The organism is Sphingobacterium sp. 2149 (assembly GCF_031455655.1).
GTDB lineage: Bacteria > Bacteroidota > Bacteroidia > Sphingobacteriales > Sphingobacteriaceae > Sphingobacterium.
In genome coordinates this window covers 138,768-164,716 of record NZ_JAVDTD010000002.1, presented here as the reverse complement: position 1 = coordinate 164,716, position 25,949 = coordinate 138,768, and the positions used below count along the sequence as shown (strand labels likewise).

Sequence of the window (25,949 nt, the reverse complement as noted above, 5' to 3'; positions counted from 1 at the left end):
ATGTCAGGATGAAAGATAAAAAGCCTATTTCATTGAGATAATGTTGAGCAATTGTTCGACATATGTTTAATTATAAAGCGCTCTAATTGATTAAGTTGCTTCGTTGCATTTTGTGTATTTCATCCAGCTAAAATGATATAGGAACAGTTTGCTGAAATTGAAAAATTAAAAATATCTTTTTGGAGTTTGTTTTTCCTCGTTTTTGGGGCTGTCTTAGCTGAGTCTAATTATTGGGCGCTTACTGTGCAGTACATATAGTCGAAAAAGTTGACTAGGGGACGCTTGCTAATCTATTTCACCTAAATAGCATAGAGCATGTTGTGTCGCGAAATCAATTAAGCATTTTTCTTCTTCACCTTTGAAATACTCTTGTTTTTCAATTCCTTGGCTTGAGATCGCATTTTCTCTAAGGAAATGTTGGACTTGCTTGAGTTTGCTTGAACTGCCAATTGGTCCATCTCCAAAAATGATATTTTGTAGTTCATTTTTAATATTTTTCATTTGTATCTTCCTCAAAGATACGAATTTGTATTCAAACTTGTGCTTGTTAGGATATATCCATTCTTGACCAACAGCTACTGTTCAACAGGTATCGATCGTAAAACATCCTTTGTTAAAGGCTTTGGTAGATAAGAGAGCACCATGGTATTGTCTGCTGCGCGACTCTGGTCTCGTAAATCTACGGAAGAGGTTAACATATGTATGCGCAGGTTGTCCTTGTTTGGAAAATCTTGCATCGCTTCCAGAAATTGCCAGCCATCCATAATGGGCATATTGATATCCAAGAAGACGAGATAGGAATTTTGTTGGTTTTGTTGTATGTAATCCACCGCTTTCTTCCCATTTTCTAAAATAACCACAGTCGCATCTGGATAGACACTAGCAATGATTTTGGTATGTATAAAATTGATGACAGCGTCGTCATCTATGAGTAGTATCTGTTCCATGTTCGTGATGAATAAGGTTTGTTTTAACGGTGATCTGCGCAATCACATCATCTAATTCTTGTGCGGAATCCATAATCAGATCCATAATTTCATCGGGCGATTTTCCGCCACCATCTAATTCCTTTGATAGGTAAATTAGGCTCATGATCCGTGTTAGTGGAGCGCGGATACTGTGAGACTGCAGCCAGGCGATTTCACGGAGTGTGTCATTCTGCTTCTTAATTTGATCCATAGCCTGACGGGAAGCTGTAATGTCTTGTATCGTGCCTTCAATTTTAACGACATTCCCCTGCTCATCGGTAACTAATAGTACTTCCTGATGCACCCATTTCAGCCTTCCCGACCGGGTAACGATTTTATGCTCAAAGCTCTTGGTCGTTCCGGGCTGGAGATGAACGGAGGGGTCTTCTTCCATCAAATGCCGATCGTTGGGCAGTAAGGCTTGTTTTACATTTTCTACGGTGGGAATAAAAGTGTCCGGTGAGCAGTCATATATCGTATAAACCTCCTCACTCCATTCGGAGATATCGGAATCTATGGGTCTAAACCAATAGCCTAGCTTAGCGATTTTTTGTGCTGTCTTTAACTTTTCATAGGCCGTTTGTAACGCTTGTTCTGCAAGCTTTTGCTTGGTAATATCCTTTCCGACAGCGACAATCGTTTTAGATTCTGCTGCGACAGTGGCCGACCATTGTAACCATTTAATTTCGCCCTGAGCAGTTAAAAACCGACCCGAAAAACGTTCGGTTAAATGACCGCTTATTAATAATGATAGCGCTTCAGCTGCACGTGATCGATCATCGAGACAAATGAAATCAAAAATTGCTGTAGCATATAAATGGGATTTTTGATACCCCATTAGGTGGGCAAAGGCTTTATTACATTTCTTGATATAGCCATCAAAACCAACGATGCAAAGCGGATCTGAAGATATATTAAACACATTACGATATTCTTCTTCTGTCACTTTTTGTTTGACAATTGGGCCAAGTTTTTCACTTAAATGGGTCAATAAAGTGATCTTCTCCGCAAGGATCTCGGGTGGCGATGTAGAAAAGCATACGATGCAGCCCAGAAATTCATCGCCATACATGATCGGTAGACCGATGCCTGTGGAAAGACCCGTCATTTGGGCGGCTTCAGCGCGTAGAAAATGTTTATTTTGGACGAGATTGTCCCAAACAATTACCTTTTTTTCTTTCCAAACGCTACCTGCTAACCCTTCTCCTTCTGTACAGGAAGTAAATTCTTGTGTGTGTTGATAAAATAGGTCGAATTTACGCTGCTGCAACGATGTCGAGACTAGGTGTAACTCACTGTGGTCTGGAGCGACTAACCATATTTCGCTCACGCGTATTTTGGGGAGCAGGACAAGTCGCTGAAGGGCTTTATCCAGCGAGGATACCAAGGAAAAAGACTTCGCAAATGTTAGCGTCAGTTCGGTAAAAAGATCGCTGACGATTTTCTCTTTAATTTCGGCGGTAACTTCGTGTGTGTTGGCAATAATACCTTCAATCAGCGGTATGTTGAGATGGTTTGATAACTCGGTTTTAAACCAGCGCAGATCGCCGTTTACATCAGGAAATCGATACGCTTCAATGGATACGGACTTTGACTCCTGCATTTTGCCAAGTTGCTCCATTACACGCGGAGCATCTTCTTCATAGATAAAATCAAACGCATTTTTGCCCAAGAATGCCTCGGGCTCAATTCCCAATACTGTTGTGGAAGTCGGTGCCACATATTTATAGTTGCCTGCTAGATCGATAATGGCAACCAGATCGCGACCATTTCCGATTAACGATCTATACCTTTTCTCGCTGAAGGACAGTTCCTCGTAAGCCTTGTTTAAATTGCGTTCTTTCTCATAGAGCTCCGTTAAATCTGTCGCGGTAACAATTTCCGCTTTTTTGCCCTTGAAATTGATGGTGTTGCCCTTAATCTGGACATACATGATAATTCCATCGCGTCTTTGGTGTCTAAAGATACTTTTCTTGAACTTCGTACGTCGACTTTTGGTTCTTTCTACGGCTTCCTCCAATTTGGGTACATCCTCTTGCGGACGAATATCTCTGATTGTCATCTGCTTAAACTCTTCCTCGCTATATCCGTATTGATGAATGGCTTCTTTATTTACTGCCAGAAAATGCAATGTATCCAGGTCGTATATCCACATGGGAAGAGGCACAAGGTCAAATATGGCTCGGTCAAAATCAGATTTTTCGTTAGTTACACTAGGCATATAGATCGTAAGTAGATGTTTTAGACAGTAAAAAGTCGTGTTGCTAAATATAACAAAAAAACGGCCACAATTAAATGACATGCCGAAAGTAAATTATCAGCCAAGTTTAGAACGCTTTAGCGTCTGTTTTGATAAAAGGGAAAATGTTGGTTGGAAGTAGCGGTTGGAAATGTACGGACATCAAAAAGAAAGAGGCTATAGAGGCTATCTTGGATAGCCTCTAATTGGAATCTTTATAGGGCTTTTAAGATACCATTAATGGCAGGCCACTGGCTCGGGATAATCGGCTGTTGCCATTCCCTTGACCACTTGGCCACAATTGCGCATCGAGGCTGCGTACGGATTTTCTATCGTCTTGTCGTAGCTTAACCAATAGCCTTTTTCCATGGGGCAGTACTGTAGGTAGAGGGCATCATCTGTACATTTCATGGTCTCCATAATGGTAAATAGGGATTGTGTGACTGCAGAAAAAGACGCTTTCATGGCCGTTAGATCTTGTGCGGCTTTGAGGCTGGCAGCATCGGCCTTCATGGTTTGACTTACCTTCTTGAGACGCATCATGTCGTCGAGCTGCAATCCTTTCAGCCGAAAGTTCTGAACTTCTTTTTCCAACTGAACGGCATGTGCTTTGCCGCTGTCAAAGTTTTCATCCTGGATGTCCTTTTTTACCTCCATGTAGTTTTTAAATAATCGGTCACGTTGTGCCTGTGCGACATCTTGTCCGTGGCTTGATTGACAGGAAATCATGAGAAGACTGATCAAGCAGGTGATGTAAATTCCTTTTAGTTTATTTTTCATGTTCTTATTTTCTTTTAAATATCTGATGAGCGCTCGAGTAAGCTTTGATTTTGAATGCGTTTTATTTCGAGCAGCATCAGCTCGAGGTGTTGCTTATTTAAAGGATCTTTTTGTTTTGCGACAAGCTGGTTAATTTCGGGTACTAGAGCGATCAGGTAATTCCGTACATACAATTGGATATCACTGCGCTGTGCCTGTGAAATGATATCGGATCCCTGTCCAACTTTGGGATTGATGATCTGATTGACTTTTTCGAGAAAAAAGCGTTGTTGTGCACGTTTAAAGACGGCAACCCGGGGATCTCCAGCAGGTAAGGTCCAGATCGCTCCGCCCATATCGTTTAAATATTCGTTGAGGCCATAGGGATTTGTACTGTTGAAGGACTTCATGTACACATTGTAGAGCATGCCTGGACTCATCAACATGTTCAGCATCTGTTCGTGCTGCTCGACGATTTCCTTGTTGGCATCTTTGCCGATCAAATCCTGGATGTCCTGCGGATATAACCATAGGGGTGGGGTGAATACATGGTCATTCACATACTGCATGGCTGCTTTGACTTTCTCTCTCGGAACTGCTGCATAAACGGCTCCCTCCTGGCCGCGTACTTTCTTGGTTATTTGCTGACTACCGATGTTTTTGAGGACATGGTAAAGATAACGGTCAAACTGTGCGCGCACCGATTTGTGCATATCCTTTAGGTTGCTGTAATCATCGCCGGGTTCATTCGTCCATTCGACCAAATTGGAAACGACCCGTTTTAAATTCTTAATTCCATAGTTGCTTGCCAATACGGCATCATCGCCAAGGTCTTCCCGTTGTGACCGTGGATCCTCATCGTTCCCTTCGCCGCCAAACCATAGCTTGGGGTTGGCGCTGAGGCTGTCTGTTACTTGTTTGCTGAGGTAGAGTTGCTCGTCTTCACCGCTGGTAAATTGTGGGAGGTATTGGTATCCCCATTGGATGGCCCATTTATCGTAGCTGCCGATGCGTGGATAGATGCCTGCCAGGCCAACACCGTCTTCGGGCTGCGCCACATAATTGAAGCGCGCATAATCCATAATGGATACGGTATGCCCATTCTTTTCGACCCACTTTTTGTCGCGCAATTTTTCTACTGGCGTTTGGCTGCTTGCTCCCATATTGTGACGGAGGCCCAAACTGTGCCCTACTTCGTGCGACGACACAAAGCGGATCAGCTGCCCCATCACTTCGTCATCCAACTGCATTTTTTGTGCAGCTTTGTTCAATGGGCCCACTTGGACCATAAACCATTGCTGAACGAGTTTCATGACATTATGATACCAGCCTACATGGGCTTCGATAATCTCGCCACTTCGCGGATCGGATATGCGTGGCCCATAGGCATTCGCTTTTTCGGAGGCAAAATACCGGATCACCGAGAATCGGGCATCCTCGAGGCTCATGGTGGTATCTTGCTCAGGCCATTCTTTGCCTACAATGGCGTTTTTGAATCCGGCTTGTTCGAATGCCTGGTTCCAGTCGTTGATGCCGGCAATCAGATACGGGCGCCATTTTTTTGGGGTCGCCGGATCGATATAATAGACGATCTGCTGTTGAGGCTCTACCAGTTCGCCTTTTAAGTAGCGTTTTAGATCTTTCGCTTTGGGCTCGAGACGGTAGCGCTGTATAAAATTCAGGGCTTTGGACCGCTGGTTTTTATCGGTGAATAGAATATACTTGTTGGCAAAATATCCTACGCGGTCATCGTAAATCCGTTTGTTCATCGGTACTTTTGGCAACAGGACCATGGAGGTGTTGGTGGTAAAGGTCAATGAACCGGTTGCGGTTGCTGCGGGCGTACCTGATGTGGAGCTGTAGGTTTTGGTGGTCTTTACTTCCAGATTGATGGGGAATACCTTCATATCGGTAATGAAAGAACGGTCATCTGCCAGGGAGGATAGCTTATTTTCGCTTTTTATTCTGCTGTCAAAGGAAAGTGCGGCGTTGTCTTTTCGGAAAAGGTCGGTCACCTCCACCAAATAACTGTTGCCCCCTGCTTGTAGTCCTTTGATATCCAAAATAGCGATAATGGGATCTTCCTGCGACTGGATCAATGCCGTACGAATGGCATCGTTTTCGGGCGCGTCCTGCTTGTAAATCGCTGCCCGCAGCTGGATACGGTCGCCCAGGCCTTTTTCGAAGTAAAGTGTCTGCTCATTCAGCTTTTCGCCTCCATACATCGTAAATCCCTGTGGAGCCGACACCAGACGCGTTACGGTCAGAAAATAACGGTTCAATATACTGTCGGGTATTTCCAGGTACCACTTCTTTTCGGATTCGATGACATTAAAAACGCCTGAGCGGGAAATTCTTTTTTTATTTAAAATTTTACTGTAGGCCTCATAGAGGTCATTTTTTGTTTTCAGGGTATCTGTTTTAGCCGCTGTCTTCGTATCGGTCTTACTAGCCGTTTTATCGGCTTTCTTTTCCACGGGTTGCTGCGCTTGGATTATACCGGCAGACAAAAGCAGGGCGAGGGTACTAAAGATAATTTTGTTTTTCATGTGTTTGTTATAGCATCTATTAAAACGGTACGGCTTCGTCTGTATTTAACCGTAAGTTTGGGTTTAACTTCATGGCATCCAATGGAAATGGAATGATGTACATCCTGGAGTTTGGCGCCAGCGTATAGGTCTTTTGCTCGACCGTCTTATTGACAATCGGGAAGACACGGACGAGTGTTTTGGCATATTCTTTTTCGAGATTTAAGCGTTTCAGATCAAAGAAACGGTGGTACCCGATCGGCAGCTCGCGACGGCGCTCGTTAATAACCAGATCCATCGCTTCCTTGCGTGTCGTCGGAACTGGCAAGATCGCCTTGTCGCCTTCAATGCGGGTTTTGCGTAAGCTATTCAATAGGCTGATGGCTTTGGCATATTGATCTTGACGGGCATAACATTCGGCCAGCATCAGGTAGATTTCCGGTGTTTTTAATCCTACGGTAGGGAAGAAAAATGCGGTATACCTGACATTGTAATAACTTGCTCCGGCCCCGATATCCAGAAAGCTGGCATTGGTCTTGGTATAGAATAGGCTAAAGCGCTTGTCTTCTTTATCGAACATGCTCGTCAGTTCGGGGCTCAACATGTAGCTGTACCCAAAGTTCATTTCGGTGTACCCGTTGATATACATGTAGCTCAATACTTCGGGATTATTTTCGGCGATGATAGGCGTCTTGCTTGGTCCGCCTAATTTTTCGTACTGCACCAGGTCAATGAGCTGCCCATTCAGCTGCATGGCTTTTTCGGCAGCCGCCTGTGCTTCGGCAATTTCCCTTTTAAAAAGGTGCACCTTGGCTTTCAGTGCATAGGCAAAGGCCAGCGATGGGTGATAGGGATTGGCGGGTTTTTCCTGCAGATGGGGTATAGCGTCGTCAATATCCTTTTGGATAAAATCGTATACCTGCTGCACGGTTGCTTTGGCTGGTTTGGCCTCCAGGTCATATTTGTCCATAATGCAGACACCGCCGTCCTGCGCTGCGGTGCTGGCATCATAGGCCTTGGCGTAGACATTGATGAGGTGGAAATAATCAAAGGCCCGAAACATCTTGGCCTCGGCTTTGGCCAGGGTTTTCAATTGGCTATCACCTGTACTCTCGTCGACCAAAGAAATAATCATGTTCCACTGTGCAATGTATTTGTAGCACTGGTTGTAAAAGCTCGATGAGTTGAGTTGACTGACCCTGTCTTCCTTTTCTTGAAACAAAAAGTTGATGGTATTGATGTTCGGCGTCAAACCGATCACATTGGATTCTTTGAGGTATTGGTCATCGACCAGGTACTGAAAATTATTGACGGGGTAGCCTCTATTGGGATAGGCCACCAAATCGTAATAATCTTGCGTAGTGCTTACCAGTTGGGATCCTTTTGGTGTAATGTCGAGGTATTTATTGCAGGCGGTAAAGACTGCCAGAGTCGCACATGCCGCCATTATGGTTTTTATAGTCATCGTAGATTCGGGTTAAAAAGTTAATGAAAGTCCCATCAGGAATGATTTTGCCAGGGGCAAGGTGCGTGTTCCACTATTGAGCGAATAGGATTCTGGATCGATATCATTGCCGGCAGCGCTCCATGTCCATAAATTGTTGACCTGCGCCGTTAATCTGACGTTTTGCATGCCGGCTTTATGGGCCAATTGCTTAGGCAATTGATAGCCTACGGCTATATTTCGCAGCTTGATGTAATCTGCCGAAACAATCTGCTGATCGCTATAGCGCCATAATTTTGATAGGGTGCTCGCCCCACTCCGTAGGTTGTCTGGATAATCGACCAGTAACCGGGGATAGTCGTTATTGGCCCCTTCTGCCCAGCGGTTCACCAAACCCGCGTTGGTCAGTTCATCGCTTGCGAAGTCGATGGCATCTTTGCGCAATTTATGTCCACCGGAGAAGACAAACATCGCCGAAAGATCAAACGCTTTATAGCGCAGACGCTGATTGATGGATCCTGTATATTTTGGAAACAATGTCCCTAAGTTGACCAATGCATCGGGTGAATTGATATCATTGATCTTTGTAGGGGTGCCATTTTCATCATAAACAACATTGGAGTCGCCGTTTTGATCCAGAAAATAAGGGTAACCATTCATCATGCCGGCATAGCGATAGGCGAGTACAGCATTATAGCTGTTGCCTTCGAAAAAGTAATTGCTAGGTGAGCCAACATAGGACTGCGCGGTCGCTGTTAATCCGTTTACTTTCTCGACCTTGTTTTTGTTGAAGGAGAATACCAGTTGGGTGCTTGCTGTTAAATTTTTCTTTTTGAGCCACACGCCATTGATGTTAAACTCGATCCCTTTGTTGCGTAAGGCCCCATTGTTGATAACACGTGAATTGGCTCCGACGGTTGGGTCAAGTATAGCACTGATCAACAAATCGGAGCTGTAGCGATTATAGGCATCGATAGTCGCGGACAGGCGGTTGTCTAAAATTGAAAAATCTACACCGAAGTTTGTCGTTGCTGTTTTCTCCCAGCGCAACATGGGATTGGGCAACGATTTTTGTTCAAGATACTGTAGGTAGGGAAACAGCTTATCCGATTTCCAGGTGGCCGTACCATAGCTGGAACTTTCCTGGTCGACGTTGCCGGTAATACCGTACGTTGCGCGCAGCTTGAGCGAGTTTAGCCAGTCGCTGTTTTTCATAAAGTCTTCGTTGCTGACATTCCACCCTGCTCCGACAGACCATAAAGGGCGGTATCTAAACTTTGGATCTACCCCAAAGAGATCAGCCTGATCGACACGTATGCTTCCCGTAAGGTTGTATCTGTTGTTATAGGTATAGCCGGCATTGGCATACAGCGAGGTATAGCGGTGTAAAGTTTCTTTTTGTGCACCGCCGTTTAAGTCGCCCAAGCGGACATTGCCCCCATAGATATAACTCGATATACCGGTTTTACTCAATGTGGCCCAGTCGATGGTGGTGGAGGTCAATGTAACGGGATTGTACCCCACAAGCAATTGTTGGATAGGACGCGGTGTATGCGACTGACGCATCTCGAAGCCGGCCAGGGCGGTTAGCTGATGCTGGCCATATTGGCCAAAGGTATTATCATAATTAAATTGATTCCGGAACGTATAGTTGTACCGTTTGGATTCGAATTGATAGTAACGGCCTCCGGCTGGCAGGTTTTTGGTGTATACTCCCGTCGCCGCATTGTAGCTGACCATTGCATTTGAGGCAACACGCATCATGTAGCTATCTTCGTCGTAGAAGCTTTCACGGGATGTTTGCCCCAGTTCATAGGAAAACTGTGTTTGAAAAGAGAGTCCTTTGTAAATAGTGGCCCGCAAAGCCGTAAATGCGCGAAGATTCAAATTCTTTCTGCTCTCGATGCCTTCGCCTAAGGCTTCAAGCACATTAAAGGCCGTACTTTTTAAATTTGGGTTTGCAGCAATCTGTTCTGCTGTCTCGCCGTTAATGGCCGATCCGGGTCCGACGGAACTTGAAAGGTCAACGTAAGGCGCATACACGAGGTTGCCATTTTCATCTTTGATGCGTGTATACCGTGGCTGTAAAAACAGATCATTGTAGACACCATCAGTTTGTTTGTTGACACCGTAGGTACCATTCAGTCCCACTGTCGCATTTAGCCATTTGGTGACGTTGAAGCTGGATTTCAAATACAGGTTGAATTTCTCATTCTTCTCATGGCGTACTAGACCTTTTCCTTTATCGTAGTTGAACGAAACAAAGGTGTTGCTTTTGGACGAATTCTGTGAAATGCTGGCGTTATACCGTTGGCGTGATTCATTCTGCCAGATATTGTCGGTAAATTCTTTAATATAATCGTTGTTGCGCCAGGTATTGATCGTAGCGTCGCGTTCTTGCTGGCTAATGGCCCCGGTAGATTCTTTACGGAATAGATCGTACAGTGGCGAATAGTATTTTAAATTGCCGCTGCCCAGCTTTCCATAGTAATTGAATAGCGATTCGGTGTTTGCGTAGCGTGAACGTTCTTTGTTGTAGACATCGATTTCGTAATCGATCAGATCGGATGTGCTGGCGTAATGCATCTTGGCGATATCCGGTTTTTGCGTGATGAACTGATCGACATTGAAGTTGACGGAAACTCCTTGGCCTTTTCCTCTTTTTGTGGTGACGACTATAACGCCATTGGCTGCGCGGGCGCCATAGATGGATGCTGCCGTTGCGTCTTTGAGTACGGTAACGGACTCGACGTCATAGGGGTTGATGTCGCTCAGGGTGAGTTCGGTGGGTAAGTCGTCCACGACGATAAGCGGATTGGTAGTGACACTATTGGAGTAGGTACCGATACCACGAAGGATAGGTTTGTCGGCGTCAGAACGTGTTGGGTTTTTGATATAGGTCAATCCGGCCACCTGGCCTTCGAGCGCAGAAACTAAGTCGACGTTGATCTGTTTGTTTAACTGATCATTGTTGACCATGGTATATGCTCCAGGGCTACGCTCTTTGCTGATGCGTTGATATCCTGTGATCATAATTTCGTTGAGCATAGACTCTTTTGCGCTCAGCATGACCCGCACAGGCCGCGCCATTTGCTCTGGACTGAAGCGCATGACCTTTTCATTAAAAGACACATGGCTAAAGGACAGCTGGATGTCGGCGGAGCTGGCAACATTCAGTTCAAAATCGCCATCTCCGGAACTCATCGTCTGGCTATTATCCTGTAGATTATGAATAGACACGCCGGGAATAGTATGGCCCAAACTGTCGATTACTTTACCGCGTACAAGCTGACCAGTGGTGGATGCCGCTTTGCGATAAAGGATGATGCGCTTGTTTTCCAGACGGTAACTGAAGGGTTGATCCTTAAACAAAATGGACAACGCGTCCTCAACGCTCGAGAGTTTGAGGTTGACACTGATTGGACGGGCTGATTTTAACAGGTTGCCGTCAAAAACAAATTCGTAGCCGTAGCGATCCGATAGGCTTGTAATCACTTCTTTGACCTCGGCATTTTTAAAATTTAATTGAACCTGTTGAGCATGTAGTTCGTAGGGATCAATCATGCTCATCAGGGCAATTCCAGCGACCAAACTCAAGTATTTCCGCAAAAATACCGGTCGCTTTGGGGTTAGGTAGGACATGGTAGATGTAGGTTAATGTAAAATTTAGTTTTATTTTTTATACGTAGTTTTTAAGGTGATTTTTTTATTGTTCAATTGAAAATGGAGGCCGCTTGCTTCGTTTAAGAGGTTCAACATTTCCTGTAACGGTATATTTTTTCGGACCTTCATATAGATCGATTGATCGGTAGGTAGTGTGATGGTATCGACTTCGACGCCATACCATCTGGACAAATCAGCGAGGATGACACGGAGCGACTGATCGCGGTAGTCAAAGTAGCCTGCGGTCCAGGCGGTAGCTTGCTTTGGCGCGACCTGCTCCCGATGTATGCCATTGTGGTCGGTGATGGCTGTTTCCCCGGGATGAAGCACAATGCGCTGAGCCGTTCCGGATTTGCTCAACGCGATCCGGCCGGACAGCAGGGAGGTGGTGACCTGTCCGTCGCTCGCATAATTTCGTACGTTGAAAACGGTGCCCAGCACTTCGACGTTTGCGGCTCCAGCGTGTACAGTAAATGGTCTTTGTGCTTGGTGAGCTACATCGAAATAACCTTCTCCTTCTAAAGAAACTTCTCTTTTGACAGCATCAAAAGGAACCTGAAAGGTGAGGGTAGATGCTGCATTCATCGTAATCTTGGTGCCATCTTCCAAAATAATCCTAAAGTCGGAATTGGGGGTGTAGATGGTTTGCAGACTTGGGGTTTTTCCTGTTGCGGTGACTTTTACCGTTTGGCTGTCGATACGAGCAAATGCGATTTCGCCGATCTGCCATGCCGAATCTGTTTTTGGTAAAATGGCGATTTCTTTGCCAGACTTATCTTTAACATATAAGGTAGGTGCTGATGGTGCAGCAATATCGGAAGGTGCCACGTGCTGTGCGAGGTAAAACCAGGTGGCCAATCCGGCAACCAGTAGAATAGAAGCGGCAGCCCACGACTGCTGTTTGTATCTTAAACGAAGCGGTTGTTTGTTCGTTTGGTTTAATCCTTCTGATTGGTTTAGCCTATCTTCCAATCTTTCTTTAATACGGGCGATATGGGACGCAAAAGGTTGATCGATTTGATGTTCGTCAATATCGATCGAGGCCAAAGAAGTGAGCTGTTCGAGCTCTTCGTCGCTGGCACGTTCAAAATAGTGGAGCAGTCTATCGAGGTCGACACGATTGATACTTCCATCTAAATAGTTCTTGTAAATATTTTCTATTTTTTTTGCCATATCTATAAGTTAATACGCAACTTATTAGCAAAAACACTATCGTTGTGGTGTTTTTTTTAAAAAAAATAGAATGTGACAAGAATTGCTAAAATCTCTTCATAATGGTCTTGCACAAATTGGCGGATATGTTGGTTGGATTTGACCATGGCATTACTCACGGTGGATACTGAAATATGCAATTGCTTAGCTACCTCTTCGTAGCTTTTTTGCTCTATTTTGCATAGCACAAATATTTCTCTTCTACGCTCACTTAGGGTGTTGAGCGCTTTTTCTAATAATGCGGATTGTTTTTCTTCGATATCAACCTCTTTTTCCATCAGGTAGAGCTGCTCAAAATGCTGGTATAAATTTTCCTGCATCGCGGCTTCCTTCGCTAATTTTCTATACCAGGAGATCACATCATTTTTAGCAATTGTAAAAATCCAGGATTTAAAACTTCGAGTGGGGTCAATGGTCGATCTTTTTTGCCAGACTTTTAGAAATACATCCTGCACGATCTCTTCACTGACCTGCCGATCTTTGACCATTCGAAAAATAGTGGAAAATAGGGCATGGCTATACTGATCATATAAGGCAAAAAAAGCTTGTTCGTCGCCATGGGAAAGCGAAATCAATAGCTTATTTTCTGCAGTAATATCCATAGTAAACTTTTCAACGGTCAGATCCTATGCGGTTTAAATCTGAAGCCAGCTGTCAAATTTACAACTTTTCGGCTTAATACTTCCTATTGCTGGCAATAGTTTTCTGCCGACAGTACTATGCTGTAAAATGTGGATGGGCTGGCTGGAGAGGACTGTTGACTTCCTTTACCGGAGCTTATGGCGTTGGATTATCTTTTTCTAATTGCTCATAGAGCGCAATGATTTTTTTGCGGAGCTGGATAACCTCATCGCCTTTTTGTTGTAGCTTTTCGTTCAGGAGTCTTATTTCTTTGGTGTAATCTTTAACGTCGTCTGTCTCCGAATTGGATACCAGCTGCACCAATGTCAAATTAAATAACTTGGCGATTTGATTTAATCGAGAGAGGTTAAGATCTGTAATCCCTGTTTCCATTTTTGAAAATGCAGGAATTGAAACGTCCAATTTCTTTGCTACATCTTGTTGCGTCCAACCTTTTTGTTGCCTGAGCAACCTGATCTTTTTGCCTAGTGTTTTCATTTGAAGATTTGTGGAGGGGTAAGATACGAAAAAAAATGCATAAACAATTTTTTTGGTGCGGTATTAAAAAAGTAAGGGCTTAAATCTGGATAGGGAGCAGACACTCGGCAGGGCTTATTTTTAGTTTGATTATTGATTTTAAATTTGTTATACTTGCCATGAGGGTTTCCAGCTCTTGTCTTGATGAAATAGACCTAAGTGATAACATAACCATTATTTCATGTAAGATTAATATTAAAAAGAGGAAATTAGCGAAAAATTTCTACCAGCTTTTATGTCTTGGATTGGATTTATACAGGGTAACCGAAGTTCATTTGAGGAAATCTACGATACTTATATCGATGATTTGTACAGCTATGGTAAGCAGTATCATTATGATAAGGATACCGTGTTGGATTGTATCCACGACCTTTTTGTGCACTTATTTGATAATCCAAAAATAGCGAAGGACGTTCAGGTGAAATATTATCTTTTCGCGGCGTTGCGGCGGAAGCTGCTGCGGCTGAAGGTGGAGACTGTGGCTATCGACTCGCTTTCGGAAGACATGTATTGGACGAATAGCCACGAACTTGATCTCATCAACGATGAGGTGGAAGCCGGTGTCGTGAAAGTAATCAAAGAAAAGGTAGATGCATTGCCGAAGCGGCAGCGGGAAGTACTTTTTTTGCGCTATTACCTCGATTTTTCCTACGACGAGATTGCGCAGATGATGGGGGTGAATGTGGAGACCTGCAGGACATTGACCTTTCGGGCTATCAAGCAATTAAAAGTGGAATTGAAGCCCATTGAACTTTTTACTATTTTTTATATTTTTTTTAATAGATTTTAGTCTATGTTTTTGAAAATTATGCTCTATAGTTATAAAAGCATAGTTTGTGAAAACCAAGAAAGAAAAATTTAAGCACATATTCAACCTCACGCCAGAGCAGGGCCTGTCGAAAGAAGATAAGGCCAAGCTCTTTGAGCGGATTGTCCGCAGTACAGCCAAAAAACGTACTCGTAGGTTGCTATTCTATATTGGGCCGCTCGCCGCTGTGGCGTGCCTGTTAGTCTGCTTCAAGCTGTTCTTTCCAAGGGATGCAGCAATGGAGCCGAAGCTTGATATCGAAAGGGTAGCATCCATCAGCCAGACGTTGAATACACACAAAGATAGCCTCCAGCTTATTTCTGTTGATCCGCATACCGAAAGCCATGCGATTTCATTTTTGAACGTAAAAGGTTCATCTGACATACTCGATTTGATGGAGCCTGAGCCTAAAGCAGCTACACCTCAATACCATACCCTATTTGTTCCTTACGGAAAAAGGCAGGAGTTTACGTTGCCAGACCACTCCAAGGTATGGCTCAATGCAGGTTCATACCTCACCTACAGTCCAGATATGCTGGGCAAACCCCGCGAAGTATACCTCAATGGCGAAGGATATTTTGATGTTGCTCATACGGGTACAACGTTTATCGTTAGAACAAAAAACGCATCCGTAAAAGTTTTGGGCACCAGCTTTAATCTATCGTCGTATGAAGAAGATAAAAAAATGGCTATTGAATTGATTACGGGCAAGGTCGAACTGAGCAGTCCGCATTTCAAAGACATCACCATGGTGCCAGGTCAATTGATTACATATGATCTGCACCGGCAGAAAGTCATCGTGGATAGTAAAGCGGAAGGGAATGAAATTTTATGGACTAAAAAACAGCTTGTACTAGACCGTCTGTCTACGAAAGATCTGATCAAAAAATTGGAACGTATTTATAATGTGCGCATTCATGCTGACCCATCGGTGCTGGAAAATGCAACGGTCTATTCAGGCAGGATCAATCTGGATGTTGATATACTGACTTCGCTAAGTACGATATATGCGCTGAGAAACTATAGGATAACACAAGTAGAAAAGGAGGTGTGGATAAAGAACAATTGATTACTAACCATAAAATTGGATAAAGAGGAATTGCGGTCCCCTTTATCCGTTTAAATTAAACGTTTCTAAAAATTTAATTTCATCAAAATTATGAAAAAAAAACAGGTGGGACAAAATCTCTCCTCTAGACAATTATTGTCACCTAAAATTAGGTATAATATGAAGATAGGATCCCTTGCCATTACAGGAGTTTTACTTTCTGTCAGTGCACTCGCGTTTCCCCAGCGAATAACGCTCAAAATGAAAAATGTACCCTTGAAGCATTTTCTGCAGTCTGTTCAAAAACAGACTGATATTGCGCTGCTTTACCCTGAAAATTTATTGGCCGACAAACGGATAAACGTCGATATTGACAAAGAGGAGCTGGTGCCAGCGCTAAGGCAGGTGCTCCGGAAATTTAATTTGACGATTGCACAGGGGGCTGGGCAAATCACTGTAATACCCGACCTGACTGCCCGCAGTCAGCAATTTAACAGACCGGTTGTTTTCCAGGGAAAAGTAACTGTCAAAGGACGCATTTTTAATACGGCTGAACCCCCTGTTCCTCTTTCGGGCGTTACGGTAGCTGAAAAAGGCGGGATGGCCACGTCGGTTTCGGACGATGAAGGCTATTATTCGATCACGATAGCTAAAGGGAGCAGGTTGTCGTTTTCGGCAGTTGGCTTCTTGACCAAAGAGGTGCTGGTGAATAAGACCGAAGCGAACCTTACGGTATCGCTTAAGGAAAATGTCTCGGATCTGGATGAGGTGGTGGTCGTGGGGATGACGGAAATGCAGCGAAAACATATAGCCAGTTCTGTCGCTTCATTGGATATTAAATCCAATATCGAAGGAAAACCTATTACCAATCTTTCGCAGTCGCTGCAGGGCGGTGTTACAGGACTTACCGTTCAGCAAGGCTCAGGCCTGCCGGGTGGTGATGCGGCCAGTATTAAAATACGGGGTATTTCGACGTTAAATAATTCGGACCCGCTGGTGCTTGTCGACGGCGTACCCATGGATATGAATCATATCGATCCGGTAACGGTGGAGAGTGTAACCATATTAAAAGATGCGGCTGCAGCAGCTATATATGGTGCCAGGGCAGCGAACGGTGTTATTTTGGTGACGACCAAACGCGGAAAAGCGGGGCAGATCAATGTGCTCTACGACGGTTCCTACGGACAGCAATCGCCGACAATCCTCCCTGAATTTGTGGACGCGCCTACTTACATGCGTATGTATAACTATGCGCAGGTAGCCTCCGGAGGACAAATATTGTATACGGATGAGCAGATTAGCAAAACCGAATCTGGGGAAGATCCCATCAATTATCCGAATACCAACTGGACGGATATTGTTATCGATGATTATAGTCCGCTAACCTCCCATTCTTTAGCTGTGAGCGGTGGAAATGATGTTGCGCGATTTGCGGTAACGGGCAATTACATGTACCAGAAAGGGATGTTGCCGCTCAACAAGATGGATCGCTTTAATATCCGAGCGAATACCTCCGTATCACTTTCGAAGCGGTTTTTGATTAATCTGGATGTCTTGGGTATCAGACGGAATACGTTGTACCCAAACCGAACCATCGATAATGGGGGGAGCAGAATCTTGGACGACCTTTATCGGCTGCCGCCTACGGTACTGCCCAAATATCCACAAGAGGAGGGATGGCCAACCATCTATGGTCGGTATGCGGATATTGTCAACCCACTGGCTTATGAAGAGGTTGGCGGTACCATTGGGTATCAATATGATCAGGCAACAATCAATCTACAGCCAAAATGGTCTATTACTGACAATTTAAACTTGCGGGGGCAGTTTAGCTATAGGCTCAACAGTGATGTTTATAAGCAAAACCGGGATAATTTCTATTTCTTCGATTATTATACCAAACAGTTGGTACAGACCTGGGCGGTACAGCGGAATGCATATTCGGAGACCAGAAATACCTATTATTATTTGAGCGGCGCGCTGGATTACAACAAGACGTTCAAAAAGCATAATCTCTTTGCCATGGGTGGATTTTCTGTTGAAAAATTTAATGAGGGTTATTGGAAAGAATCGTCGTTGGTGTCGAGCTATGCGAAAGCAAATTATTCGTACGACAACCGCTATCTTGCCGAACTATCCTTTCGTGCAGATGGTTCTTCCAAATTTGGCCCTGGAAAGAAATATGGTTATTTCCCGTCCATCGCATTGGGATGGAACCTACATAATGAAGCCTTTTTTCATGTGGATGCGATCAGTAATCTGAAGCTGAGGGCTTCGTATGGACAGCTGGGCAATGAGAATATTGGTTTATATCTGTACCAAAATCTTATCAATGCGACCAATGGAACAGAGTCTGTATGGGGTAATCCAAACATTACCTGGGAAAAGGTGAATATCCTGGATGTGGGCTTGGATCTGTCGGTTTTCAAAAATAAGCTTTCTTTGACCTTTGATTATTACGACAAAAAAACGAAGGATGTGCTTCTGAAACCTACTGTGGCACCCTCCGGCGCTATTGGTTCGGCTCCTTTGAATGCAGGTAAGGTGAGCAATACCGGAATGGAACTGTCGCTGAATTATAACGATAAGCTCGGCGATGACTTTAGTTTTTCGATAAGACCGGGTATCTCTTACAATAAGAATAAGATTACTGAACTATTGGGTGGTCCGTACTATTCGGGTATCTCGACGAATGAGGTGGGGTATGCTATAAAGAGTCATTATGGTTATGTAACGGATGGTATTTTGCAGTATGCTGATTTTGCTGCTGATAAAAAAACAGCATTGGTTCCGGCGCTCGCAGGCGAAGGCCCGGGCGATATCAAGTATGTTGACCTTAATGGCGACGGTATGATTGACGAGAGCGACCAAAAAGTGATCGGTGACCCTACGCCGAGGATCAATTATTTTAGTAATGTAAGTTTCAGTTACAAGAACTTCGATTTTGAGTTTTTGTTGCAGGGGGCAGGTAACCACGATTATTCGGCAAATCTCGGGGGTAAATCTGCCGGTTACTTATGGCATCCGCTGAATTTGAGTGCCTCGGGTGGTATCCCGACAACCTATCGGGCGGCGAATACCTGGCGCGAAAATAACCAGGATGCCATCTATCCTCGTTTGCTGGCAAATCCGGCAAATAACGTGCTGCGCAGTGACTTTTGGTTGTTTAATGCGAAGTACCTCCGTGTCAAATTTATTCAGGCTGGGTACCGATTGAATAGCGCCTACCTCAATAAATACGGAATTAAAAATGCGCGCTTTTACATCAATACGCAAAATCCTTTTCTCTTTACCAAATTGAAAATGGCTGATCCGGAGTCGCAAGGGGGATCGTGGACCTATGGTATGATGCGTATATTTTCTGTTGGGTTAACGGCTAATTTCTAATAAACATGAATACAATAAAAACTAAGATAAAATTACTGAGCCTACTTGTGGTGGTCTTGTCAACTAGCTCATGTGAAAAATTCCTGACTATCGACAGTCCGGACGGTGTATCGGACGAGCAATGGTGGAATACAGAAACAGATGGGTATAATGCCTTGGGAACTGTTTATGCGGGAATACCGGGGGGCAGCTCTGGGCGGAACATCATGTATTATGCTGGACTTACGGACGAAGCCGTGCAGCGCGGTGACTTTAAGGGTGATTACGACGGTTTCACCCGCGGTCTGGCCTCTAGCCGCTGGGGGGTGTCGAATAGCTTATGGGCAGATGATTATACGTGTATCCGTCGGGCCAACAGGTTTTTGGAAAACATAGACGGGGCTTATATTGATACCGAACTGAAAGAAAGGATGAAGCTGGAGGCTAGGGCATTGAGAGCGTATTATCACATGGAATTGATGTTGGTGTTTGGTGATATCCCCTTATTGACCCAGTCTTTGACGCCGACGGAAAATCAATCTTTTCGAACCGCTCAAAAAGAGGTATACGATTTTATTGTAGCCGAATTGAAGGACTGTGCTGCCAAGCTGCCGGCAAGTTATGTGAATGCTGATCGGTGGCGGATGACAAGCGGTGTTTGTCTGTCGCTGCTGTCGCGACTGGGATTGTACTATAAAGATTTTGAACTTGCGAAGGCTTCGGCAAAGCAGGTGATCGACTCCAAAGTATATAAACTCTGGATCAGTACGGCAAATAAAAATGACAGTTATTCGGAGCTCTTTAGCTACGCGGGTGAACTGAATGATGAACGGATATTTTTTAAAGAAAATGGCTGCGCGAATGCCTGGACATCTTTTGCTCCTTTTGGTATCGGTGGCGAAACTTATCTGTCGCCCACCAATACGGTAGTCAATAATTTTGAAACCAAACAGGGCAAGACCATCCAGGAGCTTGGACGTGACTCGGTGCTGATCTATCAGCGTAATCCAAATTATAAAAACAACAGGGATCCACGGTTGGCAGCGTCGGTTTTTTCACCGAATGATAAATTTCAGAACCAATATACCCTTGATCCTTTTTATAATCCGACAGATAAAATCGGTGAAACGAAGTCTACTGCCACAGGGTATTGGATAAAGAAATATATTGATGCCAGAGATCGTCAGGCTAAGAGCGGAAGTCTGGATTTTATGATCATACGCTATGCTGAAATATTGCTCAACTATGCGGAGGCAATGATAGAGACGGGGCAGTGGAGCAATGCTGAAACGCTTGCTGCGATCAATGAAGTGCGGGCAAGGGCAGCGATGCCTGCGGTTAACAGTGGGATATACGGCACGCAGGCAAAAATGCGCGAGCTCATCCGTCGGGAGCGGCAGGCGGAACTTGCTTTTGAAGGAGGCCGTTATTTCGATATCCGCCGTTGGGGGATCGATGAAGCTGTAATGAACGGTGAGGTCTTTGGGGCAACAAACCCTAAAACAGGAGAACTTGTGCGGGTACAGAGCCGGACGTACAAAAGAAATCGCGAGGGCCTGTGGCCTATTCCAGAGGCTGAGATCATTGCAAATCGCAATATGGTGCAAAATCCAAATTATTAATATTTGATACTGATGAAAAAGAAAATAAAGATCGTTTTGTTGGGCTTGCTCCTACTGCAGGCTATCGTGGGTTTGCAGGGATGCCGCAAGACTTATAGTCCGGGTGATTGGAATTTGCTGCCAGCGAAAGAGCCGGAGCAACCTCAGGAACCGGATGATACGCCAGCTAAAAATGTGAAAGTGATGTCACTGAATATGAACGTGGGTACAACTGTTGCTAACTTTGATGCTATGTTGGATCTGATTAAAGAATATGATCCTGACCTATTGTTTTTGCGGCAGGTGGATAGTGCGACGACCCGGGCGGGGAAGGTAGATCGTCCGGCTGCCATTGCTAAGGCATTGGGTATGGTATCCTATTTCAAGAAAAATATAGATTACCAGACGGGGGGATTTGGGAATGCCGTGTTGTCCAAATTTCCGGTGAAGGAGAAATATAGCCAATTGTTGAGTCGTGAGGAGGGGAGTACGGCCGAGCTTCGGAGTATGGTGATGGTTAAAGTGGAGGTGCAGGAAGGGCATGCACTGTATTTTGCGGGCACTGAGCTGGATCCATCGGTTGCCAATAACCGAGCGCTTCAAGTCGTTGACTTGCTCAATGCGACGGAGAAATTGATGCAACCCGTGATTTTGGTCGGTAATCTCAATGAACAGGAGTCGGGCAATGGTCCTGTACTATCTTATCTTAAGGGCAGCTTTACCTTTGCGTGTTTAGGTACTGGGTGCCCCTGGAATGCACCAAAAGATAAACCCACAGGTGTATTTGACTATATCACCTTTAAGAATACGGACGATAAGCTCCAACTCAGTAAATATGGCCCTTTTTCTAAATCGGCCAATAACTTTCTGCCGATGACTGCTGAGTTCAAATTAAAACTTCCTAAATAAATTATACCATGAAAAAAATAATCCTTGGGGCTATGGCCCTGTTAAATTTAATGAGCTGCAGTGGGGATGAGAAAATAGATCTTACGCCCCCTGCAAAGAAAAAGTTGGTCACCATGACGTACAATATTCACCATGGGGCACCTGAAAATTCGGAGGTGGTCAATCTGGCTAATATTGCTGCGGTGATAAAAAGCAGTGGAGCGGAAGTTGTTGCACTTCAGGAAGTGGATGTCAATGTGGCACGTTCGGGTAAAGTGAATCAGGCTGCGGAGCTGGCAAAGCTACTGGGAATGGAATATCATTTTTCGAAGTCCATTGATTATAATGGTGGTGAATATGGTGTGGCTATTTTAAGTAAGTATCCAATGACCAACAAGCGGCGGGAGTTGCTGCCCATGCCGACAGCGGGCGAACAACGCAGTATTGCTGTGGCCACGGTGACTCTTCCCGATGGTAAAAGCATTGAATTTGCATCGACGCATCTGGATCTGAATGTGCCTAATAGGACCGCACAGGCTGAATTTTTGAACCAGCTGAGCACTTCGTTAAACAAGGCGCTTTTTGTAGGGGGAGACTATAATGCAATACCGTCGAGCAGCGAAATGCTCAAACTTAAAGAGCGGTTTACTTTTTCTTGTATGAGCAGCTGTCCGCTTTCATTCCCGGTTAAGACACCGACGAAAGCCATTGATTTTGTTTTATTTAATGCTCAGGCCGCCAGTAGCTATACCTTGGTTTCATCCGTTGCGCTGACCGGTCAATATGCATCAGATCATTTACCTGTATCGGTTGTATTTCAATACGATTAAGAAACAGCCAAGAACGCTGGATAACAAGAAAGATGTGGCGTCAGTAATGAGCAAGATTAGGCCTTGATAAAGAGAAGATTGAGACGTTGCTCATGAGGAATTGGCGGCCTAGTAAAAAGGGTGCAGTAAGGGAGTCTTGTATTGGACTCCCTTTTTTATGTACTGATGTAGACTGCTTTTTTCTATAAAATTTTTCATGCAAAACCGATTTTGCCAAACGAAATGGATTTGAGATTTGTTTAATTCATTGTTGTAAACCTGCAAAACAGGCGGCGCAGATGTGCCTGAGTTATTCCAACGAACTATTTATATATAATGCTAACTATTAAACAAGATGCGATTTTGGCTAAAAGCTAAAACGTTTTAAAACCAACAATTATTAGACATGAGCAATGTTGATTTAAAGACAATGGTGCGCTTGACCGGGAAATCCAGGTTGTTTTTCTCACTGATTGTGCTGGCCGGTACGATCACTCACGCACAATCAGCTCCGAGAGCCATTTTGGAGAGCAGTTTCCTGAAGGAGACACAAACTAACCAACAACAATTAACAGGTAAAGTGCTGGACAGCAATGGGAAGCCAATTGCAGGTGTGACTATCACCGTCAAAGGAACTGCTAAAAGTACACAGTCTGACGCATCGGGAAATTTCACGCTGGATGCGAAGGCGGGGCAAGTACTGGTGGCGACTTCCATCGGCTACAAAACCAAAGAAGCCTTTGTGGAGGACAGCAGTGTTTCGATTCAACTGGAGGCTGATCAGAGTCAATTGGATGAAGTGGTCGTTGTCGGATACGGTACACAAAGGCTAAAGGAGGTCACTTCCTCCGTTGCGCATGTGAGCGCAGACCAATTTCGTCAAAGTGGTGCGCGAAATCCCTTAGATCTTATACAGGGTAAAGTGGCGGGTTTACAGGTGTCCAGAAGCGGTTCTAACCCAAATTCAGGTGTAGCGACGCAATTGCGCGGAGCAATTTCTGTGACCGGAAGTGCAAGTCCTTTATTTGTAATTGATGGAATACCTGGCGGAAATCCGGATCTGCTCCAACAGGATGATATCGAGTCTGTGGATGTTTTGAAAGATGGTTCGGGCGCGGCGATCTATGGTACCAGTGCCAACGCAGGTGTCATATTGATTACGACCAAGCGAGGAAAGCCGGGAAAATCGGTATTTAACTATTCCAATTATTTTCGAAAGGAATTTTTGTATAATAGACCCGATTTTTTGACTCCACAGGAATTCAGGGATAAGATTGCATCGGGCGAATTAAAGCAGCCGGATTTTGGCCACTCAACTGACTTTTTTGAAGATTTGATCAACAAGGATAATTTTTCACAAAATCACAATCTATCCCTTTCTGGTGGCAATGAATCGACCACATATCGTGGTAGTGTAAATTTCAGAAATCTGGAAGGTATCGCCAAGGAAAATTCGCGGAAGGAATATACGGTGCGCGCCAGTATTAATCAGAAAGGTTTGAACGACCGATTGAATGTGTTGATGAACATCGCGACGAATACCAACAATGCGAATCTGCTGGGCGGGGGGGGCTGGGAGAGTGAGGCGACTAAAAATCCCACCTTGTCAAATTTTAATGACGATGGATCGTATCGTTACGACCGCACAAGCACAAATGAATTTGCACGCTTATTTACGGAAACCAGTTACCGGAAGCAACAAACATCGTCGCTGGATGGAAAGGCGGATCTTACCATCATTGAGGGACTAAAAGCCAGCGTGTTTGGATCGGTGCAACGCAACTCGTATATCGATGGTTCGTATCGGGCATTGAACAGTGAAGCGTCTATGGAAGATGAGGATTATCCGGGTGGAGGCTATGCTTCGAAATCGAACTTGCTGAATGAGCGGTATGCGTTTGAGCCCACGCTCCAATATAACACAACCCTTGCTGAGAAGCATAGCATAACAGCATTAGCTGGCTATAGTTATCGTTATGAGAAAGATGAGGGGCAGAGTGCAGATAATAGGGGTTTTATAAATGATCGTTTTCATGAGGATAACCTTTCGGAAGGGCAAGCATTACGCGATGGTCGTGCTAATATGGACAGCTACAAGAATGACAATACGTTGATTGCTTTTTTTGGAAGGGTAAATTATACGTATTCCGATAAGTATATGGCTCAGTTTATCCTTAGACGAGAAGGTTCTTCTAAATTTGGTGCAAACAATAAGTGGGGCAGTTTTCCTGCCGTATCGATAGGATGGAATATCAGCAATGAAGACTTTATGCAGGATGTTGATTTTATCAACAATTTGAAACTTCGTGCGGGTTATGGAGAAACGGGAAATACAGGGTTTTCCAACAACGCTTCCCGATTGACATTAGGGGGCGGCGGAAAGTACCTATACCCCGACGGAGCCTACCGGGAAACTTACGGTCCTGATCGTAACCCCAACCCTAACTTGCGTTGGGAGACAAAAAAGGAGACGAATATCGGTGTCGATTTCACGCTATTCAGCAACAAACTTTCGGGTTCGATTGATGTTTTTCAGCGTAAAACCGTTGACCTGTTGGATACGTACACTACACCTCAACCTCCTTACATACGAAATAATATCTATTCTAATGTGGGTACGCTTTCTTCCAAAGGTATCGAATTGGCGCTAAGTTATCGCGCTATTGAACGTGACAATTTCAAATGGAATATGGACTTTACAGCGAGTACGTTGAAGAATGTAATGGATAGTTACTCGAATGATATTTTTACGGTTAAGTATAAGGAGTTTGGGGACATCGGCGGAGCGGGTGCCCTCGGCAACGCATTTACCACCTATGAAGGACATCGCATCGGGGAGTTTTTCGGTAAACGATTTGCCGGATTTGATGCGGATGGGAAATGGCTGTTTTATAACCGAAATGGTGAGGCGGTAAGAAATGATCAGATCAATAATTCGCGGGATGATCTCAACGCTTCGGATTTATCGGTGATCGGAAATGCTGTACCCAAATATTATCTTTCGTGGACAAATAACTTTTCGTATAAAAACTTTGACCTCAGGGTGTTTATGCGTGGGAAATTTGATTATGACATCTTAAATACGACTGCGCTTTCGTATGGTAATAAAGTGTGGTCGGGCAACCTGTTGAGAGATGCTTTCACCAAATACAAAGATATCAACGATACCTATATGTATTCGGACTACTACCTCGAAAGTGGAAGTCACTTAAAAATTGACGAAGTCACCTTGGGGTATCGATTTAAATTAAAAAATGACAGCTGGGTAAACAACCTGCGTGCTTACATGACTGTACAAAACCTGGCGACGATAACCGGTTACTCGGGCAACGACCCAGATTTTGTATTGGATACGGGTTTGGGGAATGAAGTGAATGGGCAGCGCTTGGGGATTGACAGCCGCGGTCCTTATCCGAATACGCGGTCGCTTTTGTTTGGTGTAAATTTTAGTTTCTAAT

General features: G+C 44.4%; 17 protein-coding genes. 7 read left to right on the top strand and 10 right to left on the bottom strand.

What is annotated here, in order from left to right:
- Positions 1–285: 285 nt before the first annotated feature.
- The 10 genes from J2X77_RS02940 to J2X77_RS02895 all read right to left on the bottom strand — a co-directional run bounded on the left by J2X77_RS02940 (position 286) and on the right by J2X77_RS02895 (position 13,932).
- Positions 286–501, bottom strand: a complete 216-nt coding sequence (locus J2X77_RS02940) for a hypothetical protein (protein ID WP_209579339.1) — start codon at positions 499–501, stop codon at positions 286–288.
- A gap of 74 nt (positions 502–575) precedes the next feature.
- On the bottom strand, positions 576–947 hold the full coding sequence (locus J2X77_RS02935) for a response regulator (protein WP_209579340.1): 372 nt from the start codon (positions 945–947) through the stop codon (positions 576–578).
- A complete protein-coding gene (locus tag J2X77_RS02930; protein ID WP_209579341.1) occupies positions 922–3,189 on the bottom strand; it encodes a PAS domain S-box protein in 2,268 nt (755 codons plus the stop codon). Before J2X77_RS02930 ends, J2X77_RS02935 begins: the two co-directional genes overlap by 26 nt.
- 255 nt (positions 3,190–3,444) lie before the next feature.
- Positions 3,445–3,936, bottom strand: coding sequence for a DUF3347 domain-containing protein (locus J2X77_RS02925; RefSeq protein WP_310078909.1), 492 nt, complete (start codon positions 3,934–3,936; stop codon positions 3,445–3,447).
- A 65-nt stretch (positions 3,937–4,001) separates the two neighbouring features.
- On the bottom strand, positions 4,002–6,515 hold the full coding sequence (locus tag J2X77_RS02920) for a zinc-dependent metalloprotease (RefSeq protein ID WP_209579343.1): 2,514 nt from the start codon (positions 6,513–6,515) through the stop codon (positions 4,002–4,004).
- Between the two features lie 19 nt (positions 6,516–6,534).
- Positions 6,535–7,959: a RagB/SusD family nutrient uptake outer membrane protein gene (locus tag J2X77_RS02915; RefSeq protein ID WP_310078907.1), complete on the bottom strand. Its 1,425-nt coding sequence runs from the start codon at positions 7,957–7,959 to the stop codon at positions 6,535–6,537.
- Positions 7,960–7,971: 12 nt separating this feature from the next.
- On the bottom strand, positions 7,972–11,580 hold the full coding sequence (locus tag J2X77_RS02910; protein ID WP_310078904.1) for a SusC/RagA family TonB-linked outer membrane protein: 3,609 nt from the start codon (positions 11,578–11,580) through the stop codon (positions 7,972–7,974).
- A 30-nt stretch (positions 11,581–11,610) separates the two neighbouring features.
- The gene (locus J2X77_RS02905) at positions 11,611–12,774 is read right to left on the bottom strand and encodes a FecR domain-containing protein (RefSeq protein WP_310078902.1); all 1,164 of its coding nucleotides are present in this window, start codon (positions 12,772–12,774) and stop codon (positions 11,611–11,613) included.
- 56 nt (positions 12,775–12,830) lie between these two features.
- Positions 12,831–13,415 carry an RNA polymerase sigma-70 factor gene (locus J2X77_RS02900; protein WP_310078901.1) on the bottom strand — a complete coding sequence of 195 codons (585 nt, stop codon included), beginning with the start codon at positions 13,413–13,415 and terminating at the stop codon, positions 12,831–12,833.
- 175 nt (positions 13,416–13,590) lie between these two features.
- Positions 13,591–13,932: a helix-turn-helix domain-containing protein gene (locus J2X77_RS02895; protein WP_209579347.1), complete on the bottom strand. Its 342-nt coding sequence runs from the start codon at positions 13,930–13,932 to the stop codon at positions 13,591–13,593.
- 274 nt (positions 13,933–14,206) lie between these two features.
- On the opposite strand from J2X77_RS02895, the gene J2X77_RS02890 reads away from it, so the two are divergent.
- The 7 genes from J2X77_RS02890 to J2X77_RS02860 all read left to right on the top strand — a co-directional run bounded on the left by J2X77_RS02890 (position 14,207) and on the right by J2X77_RS02860 (position 25,948).
- Positions 14,207–14,761: an RNA polymerase sigma factor gene (locus J2X77_RS02890; RefSeq protein WP_209579348.1), complete on the top strand. Its 555-nt coding sequence runs from the start codon at positions 14,207–14,209 to the stop codon at positions 14,759–14,761.
- A 46-nt stretch (positions 14,762–14,807) separates the two neighbouring features.
- Positions 14,808–15,848: a FecR domain-containing protein gene (locus J2X77_RS02885; RefSeq protein ID WP_310078898.1), complete on the top strand. Its 1,041-nt coding sequence runs from the start codon at positions 14,808–14,810 to the stop codon at positions 15,846–15,848.
- Positions 15,849–16,007: 159 nt separating this feature from the next.
- A complete protein-coding gene (locus J2X77_RS02880; RefSeq protein ID WP_310078896.1) occupies positions 16,008–19,214 on the top strand; it encodes a TonB-dependent receptor in 3,207 nt (1,068 codons plus the stop codon).
- A gap of 5 nt (positions 19,215–19,219) precedes the next feature.
- On the top strand, positions 19,220–20,815 hold the full coding sequence (locus J2X77_RS02875) for a RagB/SusD family nutrient uptake outer membrane protein (protein WP_310078894.1): 1,596 nt from the start codon (positions 19,220–19,222) through the stop codon (positions 20,813–20,815).
- Between the two features lie 12 nt (positions 20,816–20,827).
- A complete protein-coding gene (locus J2X77_RS02870) occupies positions 20,828–21,703 on the top strand; it encodes an endonuclease/exonuclease/phosphatase family protein (protein WP_209579351.1) in 876 nt (291 codons plus the stop codon).
- An 8-nt stretch (positions 21,704–21,711) separates the two neighbouring features.
- Positions 21,712–22,512: an endonuclease/exonuclease/phosphatase family protein gene (locus J2X77_RS02865; RefSeq protein ID WP_209579352.1), complete on the top strand. Its 801-nt coding sequence runs from the start codon at positions 21,712–21,714 to the stop codon at positions 22,510–22,512.
- A 385-nt stretch (positions 22,513–22,897) separates the two neighbouring features.
- Positions 22,898–25,948, top strand: a complete 3,051-nt coding sequence (locus J2X77_RS02860; protein WP_310078892.1) for a SusC/RagA family TonB-linked outer membrane protein — start codon at positions 22,898–22,900, stop codon at positions 25,946–25,948.
- The last annotated feature ends 1 nt before the right edge of the window (position 25,949 follow it).

Excerpts from the sequence above, each read along its gene's own strand:
- J2X77_RS02940 (WP_209579339.1), bottom strand. The coding sequence starts at position 501 with ATGAAAAATATTAAAAATGAACTACAAAATATCATTTTTGGAGATGGA.
- J2X77_RS02935 (WP_209579340.1), bottom strand. The coding sequence starts at position 947 with ATGGAACAGATACTACTCATAGATGACGACGCTGTCATCAATTTTATA.
- J2X77_RS02930 (WP_209579341.1), bottom strand. The coding sequence starts at position 3,189 with ATGCCTAGTGTAACTAACGAAAAATCTGATTTTGACCGAGCCATATTT.
- J2X77_RS02925 (WP_310078909.1), bottom strand. The coding sequence starts at position 3,936 with ATGATTTCCTGTCAATCAAGCCACGGACAAGATGTCGCACAGGCACAA.
- J2X77_RS02920 (WP_209579343.1), bottom strand. The coding sequence starts at position 6,515 with ATGAAAAACAAAATTATCTTTAGTACCCTCGCCCTGCTTTTGTCTGCC.
- J2X77_RS02915 (WP_310078907.1), bottom strand. The coding sequence starts at position 7,959 with ATGACTATAAAAACCATAATGGCGGCATGTGCGACTCTGGCAGTCTTT.
- J2X77_RS02910 (WP_310078904.1), bottom strand. The coding sequence starts at position 11,580 with ATGTCCTACCTAACCCCAAAGCGACCGGTATTTTTGCGGAAATACTTG.
- J2X77_RS02905 (WP_310078902.1), bottom strand. The coding sequence starts at position 12,774 with ATGGCAAAAAAAATAGAAAATATTTACAAGAACTATTTAGATGGAAGT.
- J2X77_RS02900 (WP_310078901.1), bottom strand. The coding sequence starts at position 13,415 with ATGGATATTACTGCAGAAAATAAGCTATTGATTTCGCTTTCCCATGGC.
- J2X77_RS02895 (WP_209579347.1), bottom strand. The coding sequence starts at position 13,932 with ATGAAAACACTAGGCAAAAAGATCAGGTTGCTCAGGCAACAAAAAGGT.
- J2X77_RS02890 (WP_209579348.1), top strand. The coding sequence starts at position 14,207 with ATGTCTTGGATTGGATTTATACAGGGTAACCGAAGTTCATTTGAGGAA.
- J2X77_RS02880 (WP_310078896.1), top strand. The coding sequence starts at position 16,008 with ATGAAGATAGGATCCCTTGCCATTACAGGAGTTTTACTTTCTGTCAGT.
- J2X77_RS02875 (WP_310078894.1), top strand. The coding sequence starts at position 19,220 with ATGAATACAATAAAAACTAAGATAAAATTACTGAGCCTACTTGTGGTG.
- J2X77_RS02870 (WP_209579351.1), top strand. The coding sequence starts at position 20,828 with ATGAAAAAGAAAATAAAGATCGTTTTGTTGGGCTTGCTCCTACTGCAG.
- J2X77_RS02865 (WP_209579352.1), top strand. The coding sequence starts at position 21,712 with ATGAAAAAAATAATCCTTGGGGCTATGGCCCTGTTAAATTTAATGAGC.
- J2X77_RS02860 (WP_310078892.1), top strand. The coding sequence starts at position 22,898 with ATGAGCAATGTTGATTTAAAGACAATGGTGCGCTTGACCGGGAAATCC.